Consider the following 21,872-nt stretch of genomic DNA (forward strand, 5'->3'; position numbering starts at 1 on the left):
TCACCCCCGGTAGCTGTGTCACCTTCAATCACTTTGCATAACTGACTGAATGATTTAACACGGATTGTTTAATCAATTATGTAAATTGGTTACTAGAATTACTCTATCTGATAGTCGTACTTCTTTGTTAACCCTTATTCTGATGTCGTCAGCTACTCAGTAGCGATGAGAAACAACGCTCCACAACTTGCTTAGAATAAACGCTAGGACACCATTATGATTATATCTGCTTCTACCGATTACCGCGCAGCCGCTAAAGCCAAGCTACCTCCATTTTTATTCCACTATATTGATGGCGGCTCTTACGATGAACGTACCCTGAAGCGCAATACTGACGATTTAGGTGATGTCTCTCTTCGTCAGCGCGTCCTGCGTGACATGGCTGATTTAAGCCTAGAAACCGAGATCTTTGGTGAGAAGCTCGCCATGCCTATCGCACTTGCCCCTGTTGGTTTGACAGGCATGTACGCACGCCGCGGCGAAGTTCAGGCAGCAAAGGCAGCTGAGAAAAAAGGCATTCCATTCACCATGTCTACCGTTTCCGTTTGTCCGATTGAAGAAGTCGCTCCAGCCATTGAACGCCCAATGTGGTTCCAACTATACGTGCTAAAAGATCGTGGCTTTATGAAAAACGTTCTTGAGCGCGCAAAAGCGGCAGGCGTGACGACTCTGGTCTTCACGGTTGATATGCCAGTACCCGGTGCCCGCTACCGCGACATGCACTCCGGTATGAGTGGTCCTAATGCTGCAATGCGCCGTGTATTTCAGGCGATGCGCCACCCAAGCTGGGCACTGGATGTAGGTATGCTGGGTAAACCTCATGATTTAGGTAATATCTCAACTTACCGTGGTGAACCAACTAAGTTAGAAGATTACATTGGTTGGCTAGGTGCAAACTTTGATCCTTCAATTTCTTGGAAAGATCTAGAATGGATTCGTGACTTTTGGGATGGCCCAATGGTGATCAAAGGTATTCTGGATGAAGAAGACGCAAAAGACGCAGTACGCTTTGGTGCGGATGGTATTGTGGTATCCAACCACGGCGGTCGTCAGCTAGACGGTGTTCTCTCTACCGCTAAAGCTCTGCCAAGTATCGCTGACGCGGTTAAAGGCGACCTTAAGATTTTTGCTGACTCTGGTATTCGTACTGGATTGGATGTGGTTCGCATGCTGGCTCTTGGCGCAGACTGCACGCTACTGGGACGTTCTTTTGTTTACGCATTGGCAGCGCAAGGTGGTACTGGTGTAGAAAACCTGCTTGACCTGTACGACAAAGAAATGCGCGTAGCGATGACGTTAACAGGTGCAAAAACAATTGCCGATCTGTCACAAGACTCTCTGGTAAAAATTCCAAACTAAAGCCATATACGACAAAAAACGAGCCATCAAAGGCTCGTTTTTTATTGTGAATTAGCTAGGGGCTGTAGAACATCGTCGATAGTCAAAGCGTCGTCTTAATAGTGATTAAGACCGCGACGACGAAATCTAGCTAACTTGATGGACGTATTCGATCACCACTTGGTTGCCGTCGATAAACACGTTACTGATATCGCCATCCACCGTTACTCGGCTTTGCAGATGTACAGAACCTATAGCAGACATTTCTCGCTCATTTAAAGTCGGAATCACTTGACTAGGACGTACATGTAGCTGCTCGCATAGCTGTTTTACAAAACCCAATGTCAGGGGTGAACTACCACGTAACAAGCCAGAAAATTCATGCAAACTAAGCCCAAGGCGTTTCGCCATATCCATTTGGGTAATGTGCATTTTGGCTTTTTGTGACATCCAAGTGTTATAGAGCGCACTTCTATCCTGCTCTGTAAATTCCATATCTGCCTCCGCTAATTTTAAGTGGCGATACCCTCTCACACTTGCTGCCGCTTAATGTTAGCGATAAGTCAAAGAACTTATAATTAAACGTTCAAGTCCTGTAAGGTAATGTTACCCAATTTTACTGACCACAACGCGGGTTCTATACAATCTTTGTTAAATTTCTGGGGTGAGCGTTTAATATCTGCTACCTTTCTGACCAAGACTCATTCGAAATAAAGTTACTTATGTCACAGTGGTTTATCGACCTACAAAATTATGTTCAAACACATAGTCAGGATTGGAGCGGAAGCGTCCTTTTCATCACACTTGCCAGCTTTGTAGCCTGGGTAGCCTGGCGGTTGATTCGCTCCCGTCTGGCCATTTTGGTTGAAAAAACGCAATTCCATTGGGATGACATGCTGCTACAGGCACTAAAAGCCCCCGTGAGTACACTCATTTGGTGTTGGCCTGCAACCGTATCACTCGGCATTATTTTAGAAAGCGAGCTAAACGACAAGATAGACTGGCTGAGCACGCTCAAGCTCATTTTGGTCATCAGTATATTGGTCTGGACCTTAATGAGGTTAATCACCAATGTCGAAGAATACGTACTCGAACATCAGAAGCGCGACGAGACGACGGTACAGGCTATCGCAAAAGTGGCTCGCTTGTTCTTCGCGACACTGGGTATTCTCACGATCATGCAGGCGTTTGGTCTCTCTTTGTCAGGCCTACTCACCTTTGGTGGTGTCGGTGGCTTGATTGTGGGTTTAGCGGCTAAAGATTTGCTGTCTAACTTCTTTGGTGGTTTGATGATCTATTTCGACCGTCCATTTAAGGTCGGGGACTGGGTCCGCTCGCCAGACAGAGAGATTGAAGGCACTGTTGAACGTATCGGCTGGCGCATGACGATTATTCGCACATTTGATAGACGCCCACTGTACGTACCAAACTCGGTTTTCAGTAGTATTGTGGTAGAAAACCCCTCTCGAATGCTCAATCGACGTATCTATGAAAAAATTGGCCTTCGCTATGATGATGCTGAAAAAGTGCCGGAGATCATCACCGCAGTGAAAGAGATGCTGAAGACACACAAAGACATCGATGCACGCCAAACGCTGATTGTGAACTTTGATTCTTTTGGCCCATCGTCGTTAAACTTCTTTATTTACACCTTCACGAAAACAGTCAACTGGGTGCGCTACCACGAGGTGAAACAGGATGTTTTACTGCAAGTTGTCTCTATTATCAAAGAACACAATGCAGACATTGCGTTCCCGACTCAAACACTCAAGTTGGACCCCATTCAAATGGCCAACGCAACGAGACAAGATGACAACGATTTGTAACAAGCCAACAATACAAAGCCCACTCGATTAATGAAATGGGCTTTTACATTATAGTGTAGCAGGCATTATTGCTTGGTCAGAATCAGACGCGCATTCAATGCTTGAACCGGACGATTGTTCTCACCCATGGCTTTTTCAAACTTTTTGATTTGCTCAGCTGAGATAGTTTGCGGCTCTTTAATCACTAACCAACGTACACCTTCTGAACACGGTGGCGTCGTTAAAGAGCCATTGAATCGATAATAGTCTTTGTCACTCGGGATAAGCGCTCTCGCATCAAATGGCGCACGAATCGTAACGTTGTTATCTTTTTCAGGCACGCTCTCAAGCAAGTTTGCTAGTGCAGGGTTAGCATCACCCTTCTCGAAGAATACCGCAACAACCGCGAGGTTCCCTTGGTCATCAGCATGAACATAGTGCGCCTCTAACGGGTAGGATTTTCCATCTACATGGTTTTCTGACGGGGTATGGAAGTGAAATTGTTTTAGATTAAATGACTTTCCGTCAACAAGCAGGTTGTTATCCCCTTCTAAACTCGTTTGTAGCGTATGGCCATTGTTCGTCAGCGAAATAGCTTTACCTTTGTAATCTAATTCCAGCTTGGCCAACTCAGCCTGAACCGCAGACTGTATATTAATCGGGCTCTGGTTTTTACCCTGTGCACATTCAGAAGCAAACTCTCCCCAATGTTCAGGACCATGGTTCCCCTCATATCCCCAATTTGCAGCATGGGCAGAACCAATCAATGCCAATGATAAACCTAGCGCTGCGAGTGACTTATTCATAATGTTACCTTATTCCATCAAGTGAAGTATTTAAACCTCGCTATACTAATCTCAGAAGATCCAGTCGGAATAGTCTGAAAACTATGATTGCAAAAAAATTTTGGGAGCAAGGCCTCTCGCTATGTAATTGACAGTTATCTCACCCACGGCAGGTTCACAGAAAGTCACAAAAAACCAAGCTTCGAAGCCCTCTTGGAATTCATCAATCGTATAAAAACTTGGATAACTAACGAAGGGTGGATCTGGAACTAATATGCCATAAATAATCGAGTCAATACTTGCACGGATTTATTGGGGGACTGGCGTTGTTTCAAGCCATAACGGTATTTGCTAAAATCGCGGCATAATTTATTAGCGAGAACCAGTAAGTGGCAAAACGTACTCCAGTGATAGAAATGACGTCCTATGGGATATACTCCCACTGGGATGCAAAAGCCAAAGAGTTGCCCCAAATTAAAGAGTTCACCCAAACAGTAACCGCCGATGAAGGGGTTGAGTTTGGCTTTACCGTCAATATTAAAAAAGCGAAAGGGCAACTGTTACAGTTTTGCATCTATCATCCGGGCATCATCAACAAGAAAGGAAAAATACTCGCGCCTTTTGATGGTGAAGTGTATGTCCGGAGTAATGACTGGCACTTTTATCTGGGAGATACAATCCAGCTGCTGTGCCCGATTAATGGACTAGAAAGTAACTTGGGTGAATGGCGAATGATGCTGGAAATGCAAGGTAAGACAGTCGCCGAGAAAACGTTCAAAGTCATCGCTCGTGACGCAGGTCAGTTCTGGAAAAGCCGAGGTTTTTAAACTGACTTATGCTTAAAAACCACTAAAAGCAGACTCATAGAGACACTTAATGAGTCTGCTTGCTGAGCAAACTATGTATTATCGCTTAGTTTATATAGGCTTAACGTTAGTCGCACACGGACCTTTTTGCCCTTGCCCTACTTCATATTCTACTTTCTGACCATCATTCAACGATTTATACCCACTCATGTTAATTTCCGAGTGATGCACAAATAAATCTTTGCTGCCATCATCTGGAGTAATGAAACCAAATCCTTTATCCCCATTGAACCACTTAACTATTCCTGTACTCATATTCTCGATCTTCATTTTTGGTGAACTATGAATGACTTACCTTGCTATCACCATCGCAAGAGCCGTTTTGTTTTAAAGTTTTTATTAGCGCTAAAATAGGCCAATTGATTAATTGCAAATAAAACCACAAGCAACCATTAACTTAGTATGGGCAATAGACAAGAAAATTGCTGAAAAAATTTAAGCTCACTTTGGTAAAAGCAGATATCCACCATAAATATTAGGATGAGTATCAGCTAAGAAACACTTGCACCGGTTGGGCGAGCCCCACACGAATGTCAATATTAATCAATTCCCACAACAGAGATCATACTCCTACATATACGTTTCAATATTAGCCCCTACAGATTATTTAACGTTTGATTATGCGGCGAGAATCACACTAAAGACTCCCAGCACAGATTAATCTAATGCATATAACTAAGTTTCATACCCAAGCAGGTATGAGTAAATTTTGTCAGTTCGTCAGTAGGCTAATTTATATGCAACTTTATGGGATGTGCCCTTCTTGTAAAAAAAGTTCGGTGTTTAATCGAATACACCGGACTTTCATTGAGAAAGTGGTTCGAAAAAAATACTTAAAATACGAGTGTGTAAATTGTTCTGCAGAAGTTTTTTCTCACCGAACTCATAGAGACATCGTACTCCATCGAGGGGGAAGCTTAGATGAGCAATGAACGCATATGTACGGATCAGGCGGAAAGTTTACGCCGCTTAATGAAAAACCCAGTTTGCTTAGATAAATTAAAGGTTATTCAAGTTGAGTTACGGCAAGCCATCATTAAGGGCCAATATAAAGATGCAGATAGGCTAATGGTGTTGCTGGATAAAACTCAAAAAGAGCTAGAAGAAACGTATTGGGTATAAACAAAAAGCGCCCCTTGCGGAGCGCTTTTATTAATTAGAAAGATTATTCCCAATCAAGGATAACTTTGCCAGACTGCCCACTACGCATGACGTCGAAGCCTGCTTGGAAGTCATCAATCTTGTAATGGTGCGTGATGATTGGCGACAGATCTAGGCCAGATTGAATCAAGCTTGCCATCTTGTACCAAGTTTCGAACATCTCACGTCCGTAGATACCTTTGATAACCAGACCTTTGAAGATCACTTGGTTCCAGTCGATCCCCATATCTGATGGTGGAATACCCAATAGTGCAATGCGGCCACCGTGGTTCATGGTTGTTAGCATTGAGTTGAATGCTGCAGGGTTGCCCGACATTTCTAGGCCTACGTCGAAGCCTTCTGTCATGTTCAACTCTGCCATTACATCTTCTAACTTCTCTTCTGCTACGTTTACTGCGCGTGTTACGCCCATCTTACGAGCGAGATCCAGACGGTATTCGTTGACATCTGTGATGACGACGTGACGTGCACCAACGTGTTTTGCAACTGCAGCTGCCATGATACCGATTGGGCCAGCACCCGTGATCAGCACATCTTCACCTACTAGGTCGAAAGAAAGTGCGGTATGTACAGCGTTACCAAACGGGTCGAAAATCGATGCTAGATCGTCAGAGATCTCATCTGGAATCTTAAATGCATTGAACGCTGGGATAACCAGATATTCTGCAAATGCACCTTCACGGTTTACACCTACACCAATCGTATTACGACAAAGGTGTGTACGACCACCACGACAGTTACGGCAGTGACCACAAGTAATGTGGCCTTCACCAGATACGCGATCGCCAATTTCAAAGCCACGAACTTCCTGACCAATCGCTACAACTTCACCCACGTACTCGTGGCCCACAACCATAGGTACTGGAATGGTTTTTTGTGACCATTCATCCCAGTTGTAGATATGAACGTCTGTACCACAGATCGCCGTTTTCTTAATTTTGATCAGAATATCGTTGTGGCCAACCTGAGGTTTTTCCACCTCTGTCATCCAGATGCCTTCTTCAGGCTTTAGCTTTGATAATGCTTTAATTTTCATAATGTAACCTAAACTATGGTGCTAAACATTAGCACCTAAAAGCCTTAAATAATGCCCATGTCCTTACCAACTTGGATGAACGCATCAATCGCACGATCCAATTGCTCACGAGAGTGCGCCGCTGACATTTGAGTGCGGATACGCGCCTGGCCTTTTGGTACGACAGGGAATGAGAAGCCGATTACGTAGATGCCTTTTTCTAGTGCGCGCTCAGCAAACTCAGCCGCTACTTTCGCATCGCCAAGCATAATTGGGATGATTGCGTGATCGGCACCGCCCATAGTGAAGCCAGCAGCTTCCATACGAGCACGGAAATGCGCTGCGTTTTCCCATAGACGGTCACGTAGGTCTTCACTTTCTTCTAGTAGATCCAGAACTCGGATAGAGGCATTTACGATTGCTGGTGCAACTGAGTTTGAGAATAGGTACGGACGAGAACGCTGGCGCAACCAGTCGATCACTTCTGCTTTACCTGATGTGTAGCCGCCTGAAGCGCCGCCCATTGCTTTACCAAGCGTACCTGTGATGATGTCGATACGGTCAACGACGTTGTGGTACTCGTGCGTACCTGCACCAGTTTTACCCATAAAGCCAACAGCGTGAGAGTCATCAACCATGGTCAATGCGCCGTATTTTTCTGCTAGGTCACAGATAGCTGGTAAGTTTGCAACTACACCATCCATAGAAAATACGCCATCAGTAACGATAAGAATGTGGCGAGCACCTGCTTCTTTTGCCGCAATCAATTGTTGCTCTAGCTCTTCCATGTTGTTGTTTGAGTAACGGAAGCGCATTGCTTTACATAGGCGAACACCATCAATGATAGACGCATGGTTTAACGCATCCGAAATGATGGCATCTTCTTTGCCAAGAATGGTTTCAAACAGACCTGCGTTTGCGTCAAAGCAAGAGGTGTAAAGAATGGTGTCTTCTTTACCTAGGAACTTAGACAGTTTCTGCTCTAGCTCCTTGTGGATGTCTTGAGTACCACAAATAAAGCGTACTGACGCCATACCAAAACCATGCTCGTCCATGCCAGCTTTGCCTGCTTCAATCAGTGCAGGGTGGTTAGCAAGGCCTAAGTAGTTATTTGCACAGAAGTTCAGTACTTCTTCACCGGTTGAGATTTTCACAGCAGCTTGCTGTTGCGACGTAATAATTCGCTCTGCTTTGTAAAGGCCTTCAGCCTTCACTTCTTCAATTTGCTGTTGAATCTGTTGGTAAAATGCAGAAGACATTCGCAATTCCTTCTTGATTACGTTGGCGAGTTTTCACTCGTTTTGAATTTGGTTTAGCCTTTATGTGACGGGCGTCACCGGCGATCACTTATCAATTAATTGTAGTGTAATTCAAAGTAGGAAGAGGGATTATCCCTAAAGGTGGAAAAGCATTGATGAATTTGAGGCACAAATTTCATCAATGCTTAGCTATTATATTGTATTAAAAGGATTTATAACCAGTTTGGTTGTTTGAGTAAGGCTTCAAACTCTTTTGCGGGTACTGGACGGCTATAGTAGAAACCTTGCCCAAACTCACAGTTTAAGTTATTTAGATAATCGACATGTCGACGTTCTTCTATACCTTCAGCAACAATTTTTAGATTCAGTGCTTTCGCCATCGCAACAATCACATTAACCAGCTCTTGGTCTGATTCATTTTCAAACACGTTTTGCATGAATGCTCGATCGATTTTCAGACGGTCAAATGGGAACTTCTGCAAGTAACTCAGTGCCGAATACCCCGTTCCAAAATCATCAATGGTCAGTTGAGTTCCTAATGCACGCAAGTTATTCAGCATGTCCAATAGTTCTTGGTCATGGTTGAACAGCAAACTTTCTGTCACTTCGACATCAAATTTATCTGCTGGGAGTCCCGACTCACTTAAGTTTTGGGTAATCAGATCAAGTAATTTGTCACAATAACGAAACTGAACACTAGAGAAGTTGACCGACATAAATAAAGGAGTAATCGATTGCCATTGCGCTGCTCGCTGACATGCTTGTTGAATAGCAAACTCACCCACTTGGTGAATCAATCCATTTTTCTCAGCGATGGAGATAAACTCTTCAGGGTTCACAAATCCGTATTTTTCATCATTCCAGCGCATTAGTGCTTCTGCACCAACAATCTTGCCTGTTTTCAACTCAACGATAGGCTGATAATACAATTCCAATGACTGATTCGAAATCGCATGGCGCAATCGGCTTTCTAAATCAAGGTAGCGTTGCAAATCTTGGTTCATGTTCTGGTCATAGAAGCAGAAAGCATCTCGGCCATCTTGTTTGACTCGATACATTGCCATATCAGCACTTGCCAGCAACTGCTCCGCAGTTTCCCCATCATCAGGGAACACTGACATCCCAATACTGCTGGTCAGGAAAAACTCATGGTTGTTCCACACCAACGGCTCGTCGAATGCAGTAAGCACACTAGAGGCGACACGTTTAGCCGTATCATCATCCGGCAAGTCAGGCACAACTAATAAAAATTCGTCACCACCTATTCTGGCCAGTAAATCCGTTTTTCTCGTAACGCCATGTAGGCGTAGCGCACTTAGCTTAAGGATTTCATCACCAACAAAGTGTCCCATGGAGTCGTTGATCTGTTTAAAATGATCTAAATCGATAAACATAACCAGCACTTTAGAACCACTGCGAGAAGCCCGGATCAATTCCAACGCCAATCGCTCTGAACCATAACTACGATTTGGTAAATTAGTTAATGTGTCATATTTCGCTTGGAACTCGAGCTCTTTTTCTGAGGCGATACGACGCTCTATTTCATTGGTAAGCTTTTGGTTTTGTTTAGAAAGAATATCCTTACGCTTTTTCTCTTCTTCAAGCTTTATCTTTAATTCAATTCTATTATTATTCGCAATGAAAGCATAACAAAGACCGCTAACAATCATTACGGCAAGAATACTCAAACCAATAATAAATAAGCGAGAGGTAAGAACATCACTTTCACTTAAAGGTTCAAACCAAGCTCTCAATTTAAAGTGATAGCGTTCAACTGGTACTTCAAAATATATTTTACTTGTCAGCTCTTTGGGTTCTACTGAACGATCGTATTGAGGATCGGTAGTATTCTTTGTTATAGAATCCCACACAACCATCTCAACGTTTTTAACACTGAGAACCATTCGACTGTAGCTATCTTCGTGTTCTTGGTTGGTTAATTGCTCAATCACTACACTTGTATTGATATCTGCAACAATAAAAGCAACTTGTTTACCTGAAAACTGTACTTTTTTGACAACTTGAATGAGTGTGCCATTCCCGTCATCAGATGCGTAGACTTCCTCTGTATGATTATGATCTATCGAGAGTTTATGGACATCAACCGAGTGTAAATTATGAGGATCTGTGGAGACGATAATCGTTCCATCACCTCCCACCAGCGTTAACTTATTATAAATATTGCTGTTATTTATTTTCTTACTGGCTATTTTACTATCAAAACGATGTTTGAGGTTAATAAGACTCGCACCTAAACCATACTCAATGGACATGCCAGACGCCAAGTTGGCAAAAAATGTTTGAACGGTCTTATCACCGGATAAATTATCAATATCTTCACTTGCAATCGTAAATAAATTATCAAGTGTACTTGCATAACTTTTTACTTTTAAGTCTAGCTCTCTATATTGTGACTCTTTTAATTTATTTTGGCCAAGACTTGTAACAACAATAAGCATCGCCAAATAAACAGACACTAATATTGCGCTTATTGTTATTATTTTCCTACTGGATATTTTTTTAATAGCCTTTTTCATTAATTTTTCTTACTTTCTTCTATGAAGTAATCATTATAAAAGTAGTAGATCGATGGATAATATTTTTTCACTAACTTTTCGTACGTTCCATCTTGCTTAATAGAGTCCAAATAGCGGTCAAAGGCTTCGCGTAATTCTGGCGAATTTTTTCGGAATGCTACAGCCATCTTTTGATTTTCTGATATTGGACCAATGACTTTTATTTCACCAGGCCACTTTTCAAGTGCGATGAGTGTGTCAGCAACATCTAATAAAGTACTTTCAGCATCATTCTTCATAATTGCTGGCACCATCTCGTTAAGAAGGCGGTGACCATCCGGAAGAATCACTTTTGCTCCAGTGTCGTATAAGTCATAAAGGTTGGGATCAAGACAAGAGTGCTCCAAAGCCAATACCTCTCGACCTTCAATCAGCTTTTTCACTATATCGATGTCTTCATCAATAGAGCCAGTAGGCTTAATTGGGGAGAGCGATGAATCCGTTCTGGATACTAACCAAACGCCAGAAGGGAAGTAATCCTGAGAAAAATCAATAACCTCCGTTCTCCAGTCGAGAATGGTCACCCCATTAGCAATCAAATCGCCTTCAATGGGTGTCGTTTCTCCTAAAACAGCTCGTTTATCTTGGTAATAAACATGCTGACCAACAAGCTTTCCGATCATATTACTCCACTGAGCAGGCACGTATTCATAACGCACCCCCAAGGACTGAGCGAAACCTTTTACTATGTCTACATCAAAACCTGTAAGCGTTTCCATTTCACCTTGTTCGATGTAAGAAACAAAATTGGCGTAAGGAACACCGATATGGCGTAGGACTCCCCTCTCGTGGATCTCTTGAAGATCACTTGACCAAACTGAAGAAGACATAACCGTAGCCGTGAGTATCCCCATCGCAGCTATAGTTCGTTTAAGTATCTTGACTGACATAGTGCTTAACCTTTTTCACAAAGCGCCCAAAACTGGACGCTTACGTGATAAACAACAACCTTAGAATGAGTAATACAAGTCTGTAATCGCTTGGACTAACCCTTCTACATCTTGCTCATCATGGAACAAGTGTGTAGAGATACGAAGAGCATACGTGTCATCTAGATCATCTTTATACAACTTGAAATTTGTTGTACGAATGATGTAGCCATACTCCTCACGTAAGCGATCTCTAAACTCAGTGAGAATGTCGCCGTTCGTCACATTATCAAAAAATGGGTTGAACGTCGTGAGACCACTGGTTAGACCCTCTACGTTTGGCGAGAAGATTTTTGCTTGTGGTAAAGCCTTAGCAAGTAACTCTTTACACAGACTACCTAAAGCAAGCACACGCTCTTCAATTCGATCTCGGCCAATCTCATCCCACATTTTACAGCTGTCAGTTAACGCCTGTTTCGCAGGGAAGTTATCGTTACCAACGTACTGAAGCTGGATCTGTTTACCTAAGTAATCAGCGTGAGACAGTGATGAGTTAATCAACCATAGTGGATTCTCACGTTGCCAATATTCATTCAGACGTTCGCCAAGACTATTTTCACCTTTACGCACATATAAAATACCAGTCGCACCCGCACCACACTGCCATTTATGGCCAGAACCTGCATAAAAGTCACAGTCTAGATCATGGAAGTCGAGGTTTAACATTCCAATGGTGTGAGCACCGTCGATCATTGTAGGGATTCGGTACTCTTTCGCGAGCTCGCAAATCGCTTTGGCAGGTAAAGCCGTACCTGTTTTGTAAGTGATGTGAGAGAAAACGATAAGTCGCACATTCCCATTAGATTCAATCGCTGTACGGAATGCTTCAACGTAATCTTCTTCCGATACCTCTTCAGTACCAGTAAACACAGGTAATTGGATCTCAACCACCTCAGCATTAAAGCGCTCTTTTGCTACGCTAAGAGGAGAAAGGGCCGCCACATGCTCATGGTGCGTTGTTAGGATAACGTCACCCTTTTCGAAGTGCAGGCCGTTGATGATGGTACATAAACCATCGGTAGTATTGCGACTAAGAATGATTTCTTCCGCATCAGCACCAAAGCCCGCAGCAATTTCCTCAGCCATATTGGTAACTTGTGGCCAAGAACCAAACTTGCCTTGCATATCCCATGGGTATTCTGCGACCAGCTTGTTATTATCTGCGTAGTTTTCTAGTACATGCTTCGGCATAGAACCAGTCGTACCGATGTTCATATACGTGGTTTTCTTGTCTAAAACGAACTGCTTTTGTACTTTACGCCAAAATTGTCTATCGTTTTTACTACCTAGACCTTGGCTGCCCCAGTTAATTTTCTGCTCACCCGCTTGTGCTATGCCTGAGAAGGCAGAAGCACTCACACCAGCAACAACGGCGCCCGTTGCTCCTTTGAGAAAATTACGGCGGCTGCGATCAGTCTGCGTAGGTTCCTTGTTGCTCATCTTTTTTCATTCCTTGTCGAAATTAGCCATCATATTGTTAATTAAACACACGTAACTATTTGTTACTAAACCATTATTACTTATTCAAACCAAAGTTTAATTTTTTTCAGCGCTATTAAGTGATCTTTGTTCCATTTTTCTAACAAAATGATGACACAATCAACAATCAGCCATCATTTATATTCATCTGAATTCATAATAAAATAGTAGTTAAATTAGAGCACTTTAGTAGTAAAAATTTAATTTATTCGTTCATTTAAAACAGATTCGATCATTCTCATTGAGCTCAACATTTCTGTTTTTCTTCATGGTTTCAAACAACTTTGCCATTGACTCTATGCTCATCACGGCGATTCTTATGTCAAATATGTCTGATGTGCTACGTTTTATTAAAGCCGGGAGTTAGACGGTACGGCTTGAGATCTATCTTGAGTTCACACGAAAAGTTGTTGGAAGAGTATGAAACAAAACGCCACTCTTTATGAAACTCGACGTTTGAACTTACGACCATCCGAACATAGATATGGAAGGAAAAACCATGTTAAAAGGATCACTGAGCATTTCGGCAATCGCGACATTGATGGGAGTGATTGCCCCTGCAGCTATAGCACAATCGATATCCATGACCGACCTCAACAACAATAAGAGCGTTGGAACCGTGGAACTATCAGAAACTCAATATGGTGTTGTATTTGCCCCTCAATTATCCAGCATACCGGCGGGGCTACATGGCTTTCATGTACATGTTAATCCATCTTGCGAAAGTGCAGAAAAAGATGGAAAAACAGTCCTAGGTGGCGCGGCTGGCGGCCATTATGATCCAAAAAATACCGGTAAACATGGGTATCCGTGGACAGAAGATAACCACCTTGGCGATCTTCCTGCCTTGTATGCGGATATGGAAGGCAATGCCGTTGTGCCCGTTTTAGCACCACGACTAAAATTATCTGACTTAAAAGGCAGAGCTCTGATGATCCATGCAGGAGGAGATAATCACTCCGACCAACCCGCCAAATTAGGCGGTGGTGGTGCACGCATTGTTTGTGGTGTGATCGACTAAAGAGTCAAACGCTTTGCTGATTCACACTTCTCTCATACCGCGGGAAGTGTGAATCGTTGGGTAAATCGAGACGCCGTTATATCCGTTTCTAAGTAACTGTGATGCAACATTAAAATGGACTGTACAATTTTAGTTCCAATACCTAATGCGCCTTGATGGGACTCTGGTTCAATGTGATTGGAAAGCGTAAAGTGGGCACTTGCTCTGTCATCACTGAGATGTATTTGACAAACGACGGTCGACCTTGACGGACTATGGCGTAACGCATTTTCTAACAAGTTAAGTAGCACCCTTTCCAGCAACCCTTTATCACCAATTGTCTGTATTTGATCTTCTATCTCTATACTCAGCGTCACTTCCTTATGCTGAAATTGACTTTGCATCGTTTCAGCACACTCTGTCACCAGCTCAGCCAGATCGACGGGAAGATATTCGTAGCTCGGTAGCGAGGCTTCTTTTTTTGCCTCTTCGAGCAACGCATGCAGTTGTCTGGAAAGTTTTTCTCCATTTCGAAAAGCCACATCAATAAGAGGATCTGATGCAGGATGTTGTAATCGCCACGTTTCTAAATATCCCAATACGCTTGAAAGCGGTGTCTTTAAATCGTGACTCAACTGCACAAGGCTTTGACGACGGTGAGAAGATTGATATTCGAGGTGTAAGAATTGCTGCTGAATGTGCTTCGCCATCAGCTGATAAGAGTGAGCAACGGGTATTAACTCTGGAACCTGATGAGTAAACTTTGGATGTAGACGAAAATCATGTTCCGCCTGCTGTTGCATTTGATCGGTCACGCGCTCTATAGGATTAAGAAGACTGCGCTTCACCAACACATAAGCACCGAAAGCAAAGCCTAATATGGAGAGTAACACCAGCCCAGCGAGTGCGAGGTAAGGCGTATCGACTTGTGCATTGGCAATTGCGGTGTGACGGGAACTGCCGATCACCACATAAAGATAACCTATCGTTGAGCCAAACTCTTCAATCGACGCGACGGAAAACACTTTATGTTCATCACTACTTCGCGGATCGTCGCCTAAAATCGGCAAAGGGTCACCGCGTAAAAACTGCTTGATAGGACCAAGGTCCACAGACTCCAACAGTTCGGTTCCATCCGGAGCGGCATGTGTGGTGATATTCCCCTGACTATCAAGAAAATAGATTTCGAAGTCAGGTCCAATCAACATTAAAGTATGGAATATCGATTTTAGCGCTTTCGGGTTGTAATCTGTCCCTATCATCAACGGATTATCATCGCGCATATGGCTGGCCAATTCTTTGTGTAAACTCTGCTGAGTGCGAAGTTCGATGGTCTCTTTGTGCCAGTTATAAGTGAGTGCAATGGCAGCCGCAGCCAAACAAAACCAGACCGTGGTAAACACCATTAAACGAGATTTAAAGCTCATCCAACTGCCTCCTAGGTAACTGGCTTATTGATGCGACTGAAATTTGTAACCCACGCCCCAAACTGTTTGGATAAAGTGATGCTCGGAATCCGAGAGCATCAACTTAGAGCGTAAGCGATTAATGGTGCTACAAACCGTATGGTGATATCCGGCGTGATGAGTATTCCAAACATGATCAAGCAGTTCATCTTTGCTATAGACCCTGCCGGGATGCATCGCAAGGAACTGTAACAACGAGAACTCAGTAGCGGTTAGCGAAACATCTTTATTGTTGAGTGAAACCTGATGCAATTCCGGAACAATCTTTAACGCGCCAAAATTCAAAGCGTCTTCTGTCTCTTTGGTCTTGTTGTCCGTCGTTTGGTTAACGCGGCGCAATACATTCCTCACTCGAGCTTGAAACTCCAGTACACTAAACGGTTTCGTTATGTAGTCGTCAACATCTGCCTCTAACCCATCGACTTTGTCCATTTCACTGTCTCTCGCGGTCAACACCAGAACTGGTGTCCAATCTTGCTGCTGACGCAAGTAATGGCAAAAATCTAAGCCATCACCATCTGGTAATCCCCTATCGAGGATCACCAGATCAAAAGCCTGTCGCTGGTACTCAGTTGTCCCCTTTTCGATGCTAACGACTCGCGTGACATGATGCCCTTGAAACTTAAGGTGCATTTGAACTAGCTCGGCTAAATCGTTATCGTCTTCTATCAACAAAATGTTCGCTGCCATATTGATTGCTGGGTTAAAAGTTTGCTGCACCATGATCCTTTCCCCTGCGAATGACTTTCCCTACCGATGAGAAGTCTCATTCTGCACAGGACCGGATCAAAGCAATCTTTCTTTCAGAAAAAGGCTCCGGCGGCGAAAATGAATAAAGCCTAGCGAATGAAGAAACCGCCGGAATTTGCTTTTATTCTATCCGCGTGATCGTCACCTTCGCACTAGGGTTTAGAAATCGATGATTTGCAGACAAGGTAGAATTCGTCAGTCCATCATCGCGGCTAATAATGCCCGCATGAAAAGCAACCATATCAGCGTTATCGTTCCGCTCTGCATTGAAGCCTTCACCTCCACCAGCAGGGCCTGGAATCGTCTCAGCAAGTTCATCATTAAGCTCGGTTCCGGAATCCCACACGTTCATGTTCATTTCGTAACTTTCACCAACAGCGAGCGATTTAATTGGCAAGCCTGTCTCTCCGACAAAGGCATCGTTGGTGTTTACCAACATAGAGGCCACCGACAAGAAACCATAGTGGTCTGGATTAAGCGTAATTGTCACCTCGTCAGAAGCACCGGGAAGTACTAAGCCATTCCCCGATACCCCCTGATAGACATTGCTGTCGCTGTTCACTATCGCTATCAACTCGGCATTACTACCACCTTCAGCTAAGTGCTCTAAGGCAACCGATGCGCTTTTACCAACTTCAAACAAACGGAAATCACTGTTATGAGTAAGTACCGCCAGTGGAGACATAGGCTGATTTGCGGTTAGGTTCGCCACATTTACCGTATATTGGAATGACGTCACTTTGTCGTTGTCATCATCATGAAGACAACCGGCAAGTAAAGCGACTGGTGCCGCCACGAGTAAGATTTTGTATTTCATACGTCCCCCTTACTTCACTACGATGGTGATGGTAGCAACGGGGTTTAACCAACGGTGACTGCTACTGTCTAGGTCACTGAGACCACCAAGCGAGTCACTGTCACCCAAATTCCCGGGATGTACATGAACTTTGTCATTTGAGACCGCAGCTTCAACACCCGCCCCTCCGCTTCCGAAAGTAATAAAAGGTGGGTTGGGGATGCTTGCCACTAACTCGTCATTGGCTTCGGTACCTGCATCGTAACTGTTCAATGTTGCTTTATAAGTGCCCGCGGTAGTAGGGATTTTCCAACTGTCTAAACCAACAAACCCATCATTGGTTGGCAACAGCATTGCACTGAGAGAAAGGTAATCGTGATCACCACTGTCGAAGGTAAACACGGTCGCACTGCCCGGATTAAGGAAGCCACTGGCGGGATTTTCTACTACAGTGCCCCCAGCGTTACCAATCACGCTTGATAAACCTGAAATGTCACCTTGTTCAGCCATCGCTTCTAACTCAGACGTCGCGGTTTCTCCCACTTTGAACATATGCAGATCGGAGCCATGTGCAGCCACGATGAGCGGCGTAAAATAGATGCCTTTGGTAGCATTGGTGACGGTAATTTCTAATTCTGCCGCGCTCACCGATGCAGCACCAAACGTCAGAGCAACAGAAGCCATAGCGAGACCAAGTTGGGTACGTTTTTTCATTGTGAGTCCATCCTTTAATAAGAGTGATACCCAAGCCAGTGAACACATCGTCTTCTGACTGCCTGGGTAAGATTACTATCGAACGTCTTCCGTTCTTGTCTCTAAGCATGGCAAGTAGATCTATCGACAATTTCATCAAACTCTCACAAAATTCTCACAACTTCTGGTTTTGATCCTGACACGAAGAAATGGTGCTTTTCTAGTCTGCTGATAGCGCTCTTTTCACTGAATAACGCTGTCTAAAAATGTCTTTCTGACAAAAATATCGTGAAAGCGGGACTGACACACTTGAACCAATCCCTGTCCTACCAGAAAATACCAGCATCACGCAGCACAGAACCGAAACATATGGTTAATCCAAAACTTATCGCCCTACTTCCGGATCTCGCCTCATTTATCCTGGTGGTGAACGAAGGCAGTTTTACCGCCGCCGCTAAAAAGCTTGGGGTCACCCCTTCAGCCTTGAGTAAATTGATCACACGATTAGAACATGCGCTTTCCGTGAAGTTATTTGAACGTACCACACGTAAGCTGCTCATCACTCAAGCAGGCCAGAAGGTCTATGACCAGAGCATCGCTATGGTCAATGCCGCCCAACAAGCGGTGGAACTGTCCGCTGAAGATCATACAGAACCAACTGGTGCACTAACGGTTGCAGCGCCAGAAGCGTTTTTGAACTCGGTTCTTCAGCCTTTTGTGCTGCCTTTTTTACAGCGTTATCCAGAGATTCAGCTCAAACTTCGAGCGGCTGATGGTGAAATTGACTTGTTCCGTGAAGGTATCGATGTGGCCTTTAAGCTGACCGATAAACCCGATGAGAATCTGGTATTGAAAGAAATCAGTAAGACCAACCTTGTGCTTTGCGCATCACCAGACTATCTGGCAGGTCACGGCATGCCAGAACATCCTACTCAGTTGGAGAAACACGACTGTATTTACCTTGCAGAAAATGACAAAGACAACATTTGGTCCTTCTTTAAAGAAGAAGCCTTTCACTCGATTGCCGTCAGTGGTCGTTATGCCGTTAACCACTCACAAATGCGTTTAAATGGCGTTAAAGCGGGGTTAGGTATCGGAATATTTCACGACTTTGTGATTAAAGAGGCGCTGGAGCGTGGAGATGTGGTCGAAGTGCTTTCTGATTGGATGATCAAAAGTAACTACCATGGTGCTATTGCTATGCAGTACCCCCAAACCAAATACATGCCTGCGCGCTTGCGGGTATTTATCGATTTTGTTAACGATCATTTGGTATCTAAAGAACCTAGCCGAATTTAAGTCGCTAGGTTTGCTCGGGCTCAGGTTGCTCTTTTTAGTGCCTAGCGCTATCGTGTGAGCGCTTCTCGTAGGGACAGGATTAATATCATCCAGATCAGAATAACTTTGTCTGACAACGGCTATTCACTATTTCTTCTATTGCATGTTCTTCAAGCTTCTGCTTCTGATATCTCTGCTCTGAATGCCAGTTTTCAAGCACTTTCTCTAATCCCTTTACTTTCATCTGCTTGTACTCAATCTGTCTCTGTAGCGATGTGCACTGAGCCTGCATAACCGCCTGTTCATTCTCTTGATGGACAATAATTTTTTGTAACATCTGGTCGACGCGATTTAAGTTCATCAAAGCTTCACTGTTCAGGCTTGGAGCATTACGAACCGAACTTCCTGTAAGACTTCTCAGCTGGGTAAGTTGCTCCAACTTGCTCTTTGTCAGTGTATGTTGCTGACGCATAGACTCTAATTGTTGAGACATAAGATCACGATTTTTTTCTTGTATCTTCTGAAACTGTCCGACAGCACGTAACTTTGCTTCCATTGCCTTTATCCACTATAGGGTTATAGAAATTATGTTATTGAAACAGCTGCGCCAGTTCAGTCAGACTCAACTTATAATCCACCGCCGTATCAGCAGATTGCTGAAGGTATGTTTTAAGCTGAGGGTATAAGGCAACAGCACGATCGAGCTCAGGATCTTGTCCGGGTTGATATCCACCAAGTGGCAAAAGATCTTTCACCTGCAGATAGTTTGAGTACATCTGACGGAAATTCTGCGCAATCATTAGATGCGAGGATTGTGTACATGCCGTCATGCAACGGCTTACTGAGGCGTTAATATCTATAGCAGGGTAATGGCCTTGTTCAGCCAACTTCCTACTCAAAACAACATGCCCATCAAGAATAGCACGTGCTGAATCGACAACCGGGTCTTGCTGGTCATCACCAGCGGCAAGAACGGTGTAGATAGCGGTCAGACTGCCGTCATGGTTTTCGCCATTTCCTGAACGTTCTAAAAGCTGAGGTAAGATATTGAAAACGGAAGGTGGATACCCCCTGGAGACCGGTGGTTCGCCTAATGAAAGCGCGATCTCTCTTTGTGCCATAGCGTAACGAGTTAATGAGTCCATAAGCAGCAGAACATCATTTCCTTTATCACGAAAGTATTCCGCAACTCGGTGACAAAGCAGTGTCGCTCTCAATCGCATTAAAGGCGACTCATCTGCAGGAGCAGCAATGATAATAGCTTTATGGCGTGTTTCAGGCGTCAGGTTACGTTCAACAAACTCTCTGACTTCCCGCCCCCGCTCGCCTATCAGACCCACAACGATCACATCGGCTTCAGTATTCTGAGTGATCATCCCCATCAGAACACTTTTACCTACACCACTGCCCGCCATCAGTCCGATACGCTGTCCTTTGCCGATAGTAAGCAGTCCGTTTATCGCACGAACTCCCACATCCAAAGGCGTATCAACCGGACGACGCTTAAGTGGATTTATCGGCTTAGGATGCAGTGAAACACGCTCACCAACCTGGAGTTGAGGTCCATCATCCAGTGGTTCGCCCAATCCGTTAACAACACGTCCCAGCCAATGTTCACTTAGCTGGATAGTACTATCACCATCCAACGGTATCACTTTCGCTCCGGCAAACAGGCCACCTAAGCGGCTAATAGGAATCAGATAGGCAACCGAATGATCAAAACCGACCACCTGAGCTTCTATCATTTCTCCCTCGGCTGTTTCCACTAAACAGCGTTGCTCAATCTTGAACTTGCATCCGACAGCTTGAAGCATAAAGCCGCTGACTTTTACTAAGCGCCCAGTCACTCGGGCAACCGGAATGGCGTCGAGCGATGCTAACGCGCCATTCATCCGCTCTGACAGCATGTCATTCTCAAATGCGCTATTCATCAACACTTTCAGCTCTAAAAGGTGTCACTTCATCCAGAAGGTGTTCTTTCACATTATCCATACACACTTCTAGGCGAGAATCACAACTGGCATCCGCTTCGGCTTCTTCCGTTACCACGTGGCAACCTCCGGCTGACAGCTCTGGATTAGCGATAAGCTTCCATTCTTTCGGTAAATCAGAATTAACTTGGGTTATACGTTCCAGATCCTGCGGATTAAGGTGCACGACGACTTTTTCTGACTTACCAGGCATTGCCTCGAGTATTTCGTCAACCAGAGACAGAATTTGCTGTGGCCTGAGCGTCAGTTCAGCTCGAATCACCTGCTGAGCTACTTTTTGCACCAGTTCACAAATGATGTGTCGCTGCTGCTGTTCACGCTCATCTTGCCAATTTGAAAGCGCCTGATAGAGCTGATGGACGGGCTGGGCCGCCTCAATAAATGACTGCTTGCCTGACTGCTCCCCAGAAACAAAGCCCTTTTGGAACCCTTCTTTCTGGCCTTCCATGACTCCCTGCTGCTTACCTTGCTCTAGTCCCTGACGAAACCCTTCCTGATGCCCTTGATCGATTCCTTGCTGGAAGCCTGCTTCTAACTGCTGTTGTAGATCGACTTGCGCATCCTGCCAGGAATCGTCCGCATGCATTTCGCTCTCTTTGCGAACAGGCTGAGCCAGAGGAGGAAATCGATGAACACGATACCCAGACGCAGGCACCTTGAGTAAATTCGATTTTGTAGCCGACAT

At 44.3% G+C, this 21,872-nt stretch carries 21 protein-coding genes; 6 read left to right on the top strand and 15 right to left on the bottom strand.

Features of this window, described 5'->3' with window-relative positions; all coding sequences use genetic code 11:
* The first annotated feature begins 216 nt into the window (after positions 1-216).
* On the top strand, positions 217-1,359 hold the full coding sequence (lldD, locus tag L3V31_RS01255) for an FMN-dependent L-lactate dehydrogenase LldD (RefSeq protein ID WP_237314025.1): 1,143 nt from the start codon (positions 217-219) through the stop codon (positions 1,357-1,359).
* A 126-nt stretch (positions 1,360-1,485) separates the two neighbouring features.
* Here lldD and L3V31_RS01260 read toward each other — a convergent pair whose 3' ends face one another.
* A complete protein-coding gene (locus L3V31_RS01260) occupies positions 1,486-1,833 on the bottom strand; it encodes a helix-turn-helix transcriptional regulator (protein WP_237314027.1) in 348 nt (115 codons plus the stop codon).
* A 227-nt stretch (positions 1,834-2,060) separates the two neighbouring features.
* On the opposite strand from L3V31_RS01260, the gene L3V31_RS01265 reads away from it, so the two are divergent.
* Positions 2,061-3,164 (top strand): mechanosensitive ion channel family protein, encoded by a 1,104-nt coding sequence (locus L3V31_RS01265; RefSeq protein WP_237314028.1) that lies wholly within the window; start codon positions 2,061-2,063, stop codon positions 3,162-3,164.
* A gap of 65 nt (positions 3,165-3,229) precedes the next feature.
* Here L3V31_RS01265 and L3V31_RS01270 read toward each other — a convergent pair whose 3' ends face one another.
* Positions 3,230-3,949 (bottom strand): carbonic anhydrase, encoded by a 720-nt coding sequence (locus L3V31_RS01270; protein WP_237314030.1) that lies wholly within the window; start codon positions 3,947-3,949, stop codon positions 3,230-3,232.
* A gap of 368 nt (positions 3,950-4,317) precedes the next feature.
* Between L3V31_RS01270 and L3V31_RS01275 the strand changes: the two genes are divergently transcribed.
* Positions 4,318-4,755, top strand: a complete 438-nt coding sequence (locus L3V31_RS01275) for a DUF3859 domain-containing protein (protein ID WP_237314031.1) — start codon at positions 4,318-4,320, stop codon at positions 4,753-4,755.
* 90 nt (positions 4,756-4,845) lie between these two features.
* Here L3V31_RS01275 and L3V31_RS01280 read toward each other — a convergent pair whose 3' ends face one another.
* The gene (locus L3V31_RS01280) at positions 4,846-5,049 is read right to left on the bottom strand and encodes a cold-shock protein (protein WP_237314033.1); all 204 of its coding nucleotides are present in this window, start codon (positions 5,047-5,049) and stop codon (positions 4,846-4,848) included.
* Positions 5,050-5,715: 666 nt separating this feature from the next.
* Between L3V31_RS01280 and L3V31_RS01285 the strand changes: the two genes are divergently transcribed.
* Positions 5,716-5,916: a hypothetical protein gene (locus L3V31_RS01285; RefSeq protein ID WP_237314035.1), complete on the top strand. Its 201-nt coding sequence runs from the start codon at positions 5,716-5,718 to the stop codon at positions 5,914-5,916.
* A gap of 43 nt (positions 5,917-5,959) precedes the next feature.
* Here L3V31_RS01285 and tdh read toward each other — a convergent pair whose 3' ends face one another.
* The 5 genes from tdh to L3V31_RS01310 form a co-directional block, all read right to left on the bottom strand.
* On the bottom strand, positions 5,960-6,991 hold the full coding sequence (tdh, locus tag L3V31_RS01290) for an L-threonine 3-dehydrogenase (protein WP_237314037.1): 1,032 nt from the start codon (positions 6,989-6,991) through the stop codon (positions 5,960-5,962).
* A gap of 44 nt (positions 6,992-7,035) precedes the next feature.
* Positions 7,036-8,229 carry a glycine C-acetyltransferase gene (locus tag L3V31_RS01295; RefSeq protein WP_237314039.1) on the bottom strand — a complete coding sequence of 398 codons (1,194 nt, stop codon included), beginning with the start codon at positions 8,227-8,229 and terminating at the stop codon, positions 7,036-7,038.
* Between the two features lie 212 nt (positions 8,230-8,441).
* Positions 8,442-10,766, bottom strand: coding sequence for an EAL domain-containing protein (locus L3V31_RS01300; RefSeq protein WP_237314041.1), 2,325 nt, complete (start codon positions 10,764-10,766; stop codon positions 8,442-8,444).
* Complete coding sequence (locus L3V31_RS01305) at positions 10,766-11,695, bottom strand: transporter substrate-binding domain-containing protein (RefSeq protein WP_237314043.1); 930 nt, start codon at positions 11,693-11,695, stop codon at positions 10,766-10,768. The genes L3V31_RS01300 and L3V31_RS01305 overlap by 1 nt, the downstream gene beginning before the upstream one ends.
* 60 nt (positions 11,696-11,755) lie before the next feature.
* A complete protein-coding gene (locus L3V31_RS01310; protein WP_237314044.1) occupies positions 11,756-13,174 on the bottom strand; it encodes an aminotransferase class V-fold PLP-dependent enzyme in 1,419 nt (472 codons plus the stop codon).
* Between the two features lie 538 nt (positions 13,175-13,712).
* Between L3V31_RS01310 and sodC the strand changes: the two genes are divergently transcribed.
* Complete coding sequence (sodC, locus tag L3V31_RS01315; RefSeq protein WP_237314046.1) at positions 13,713-14,234, top strand: superoxide dismutase [Cu-Zn] SodC; 522 nt, start codon at positions 13,713-13,715, stop codon at positions 14,232-14,234.
* Positions 14,235-14,266: 32 nt separating this feature from the next.
* Here the strand turns inward: sodC and L3V31_RS01320 are convergent, their stop codons facing one another.
* From L3V31_RS01320 to L3V31_RS01335, 4 genes are all read right to left on the bottom strand, one after another.
* Positions 14,267-15,640, bottom strand: coding sequence for a HAMP domain-containing sensor histidine kinase (locus L3V31_RS01320; protein ID WP_237314049.1), 1,374 nt, complete (start codon positions 15,638-15,640; stop codon positions 14,267-14,269).
* A gap of 24 nt (positions 15,641-15,664) precedes the next feature.
* A complete protein-coding gene (locus L3V31_RS01325; RefSeq protein WP_237314050.1) occupies positions 15,665-16,402 on the bottom strand; it encodes a response regulator transcription factor in 738 nt (245 codons plus the stop codon).
* A gap of 148 nt (positions 16,403-16,550) precedes the next feature.
* Positions 16,551-17,246, bottom strand: a complete 696-nt coding sequence (locus L3V31_RS01330; RefSeq protein WP_237314052.1) for a spondin domain-containing protein — start codon at positions 17,244-17,246, stop codon at positions 16,551-16,553.
* A gap of 9 nt (positions 17,247-17,255) precedes the next feature.
* The gene (locus L3V31_RS01335; RefSeq protein WP_237314054.1) at positions 17,256-17,939 is read right to left on the bottom strand and encodes a spondin domain-containing protein; all 684 of its coding nucleotides are present in this window, start codon (positions 17,937-17,939) and stop codon (positions 17,256-17,258) included.
* A 348-nt stretch (positions 17,940-18,287) separates the two neighbouring features.
* Here L3V31_RS01335 and L3V31_RS01340 point away from each other — a divergent pair, with 348 nt between their 5' ends.
* Positions 18,288-19,217, top strand: a complete 930-nt coding sequence (locus L3V31_RS01340; protein ID WP_237314056.1) for a LysR family transcriptional regulator — start codon at positions 18,288-18,290, stop codon at positions 19,215-19,217.
* A 94-nt stretch (positions 19,218-19,311) separates the two neighbouring features.
* Here the strand turns inward: L3V31_RS01340 and L3V31_RS01345 are convergent, their stop codons facing one another.
* The 3 genes from L3V31_RS01345 to fliH are packed head-to-tail and all read right to left on the bottom strand — an operon-like array spanning position 19,312 to position 21,872.
* Positions 19,312-19,752 (bottom strand): flagellar export protein FliJ, encoded by a 441-nt coding sequence (locus L3V31_RS01345; protein ID WP_237314058.1) that lies wholly within the window; start codon positions 19,750-19,752, stop codon positions 19,312-19,314.
* A gap of 34 nt (positions 19,753-19,786) precedes the next feature.
* The gene (gene fliI / locus L3V31_RS01350) at positions 19,787-21,127 is read right to left on the bottom strand and encodes a flagellar protein export ATPase FliI (RefSeq protein ID WP_275949710.1); all 1,341 of its coding nucleotides are present in this window, start codon (positions 21,125-21,127) and stop codon (positions 19,787-19,789) included.
* A complete protein-coding gene (gene fliH / locus L3V31_RS01355) occupies positions 21,120-21,872 on the bottom strand; it encodes a flagellar assembly protein FliH (protein WP_237314060.1) in 753 nt (250 codons plus the stop codon). Before fliH ends, fliI begins: the two co-directional genes overlap by 8 nt.

Source organism: Vibrio sp. J1-1, from assembly GCF_021728395.1.
Taxonomy (GTDB): Bacteria; Pseudomonadota; Gammaproteobacteria; order Enterobacterales; family Vibrionaceae; genus Vibrio.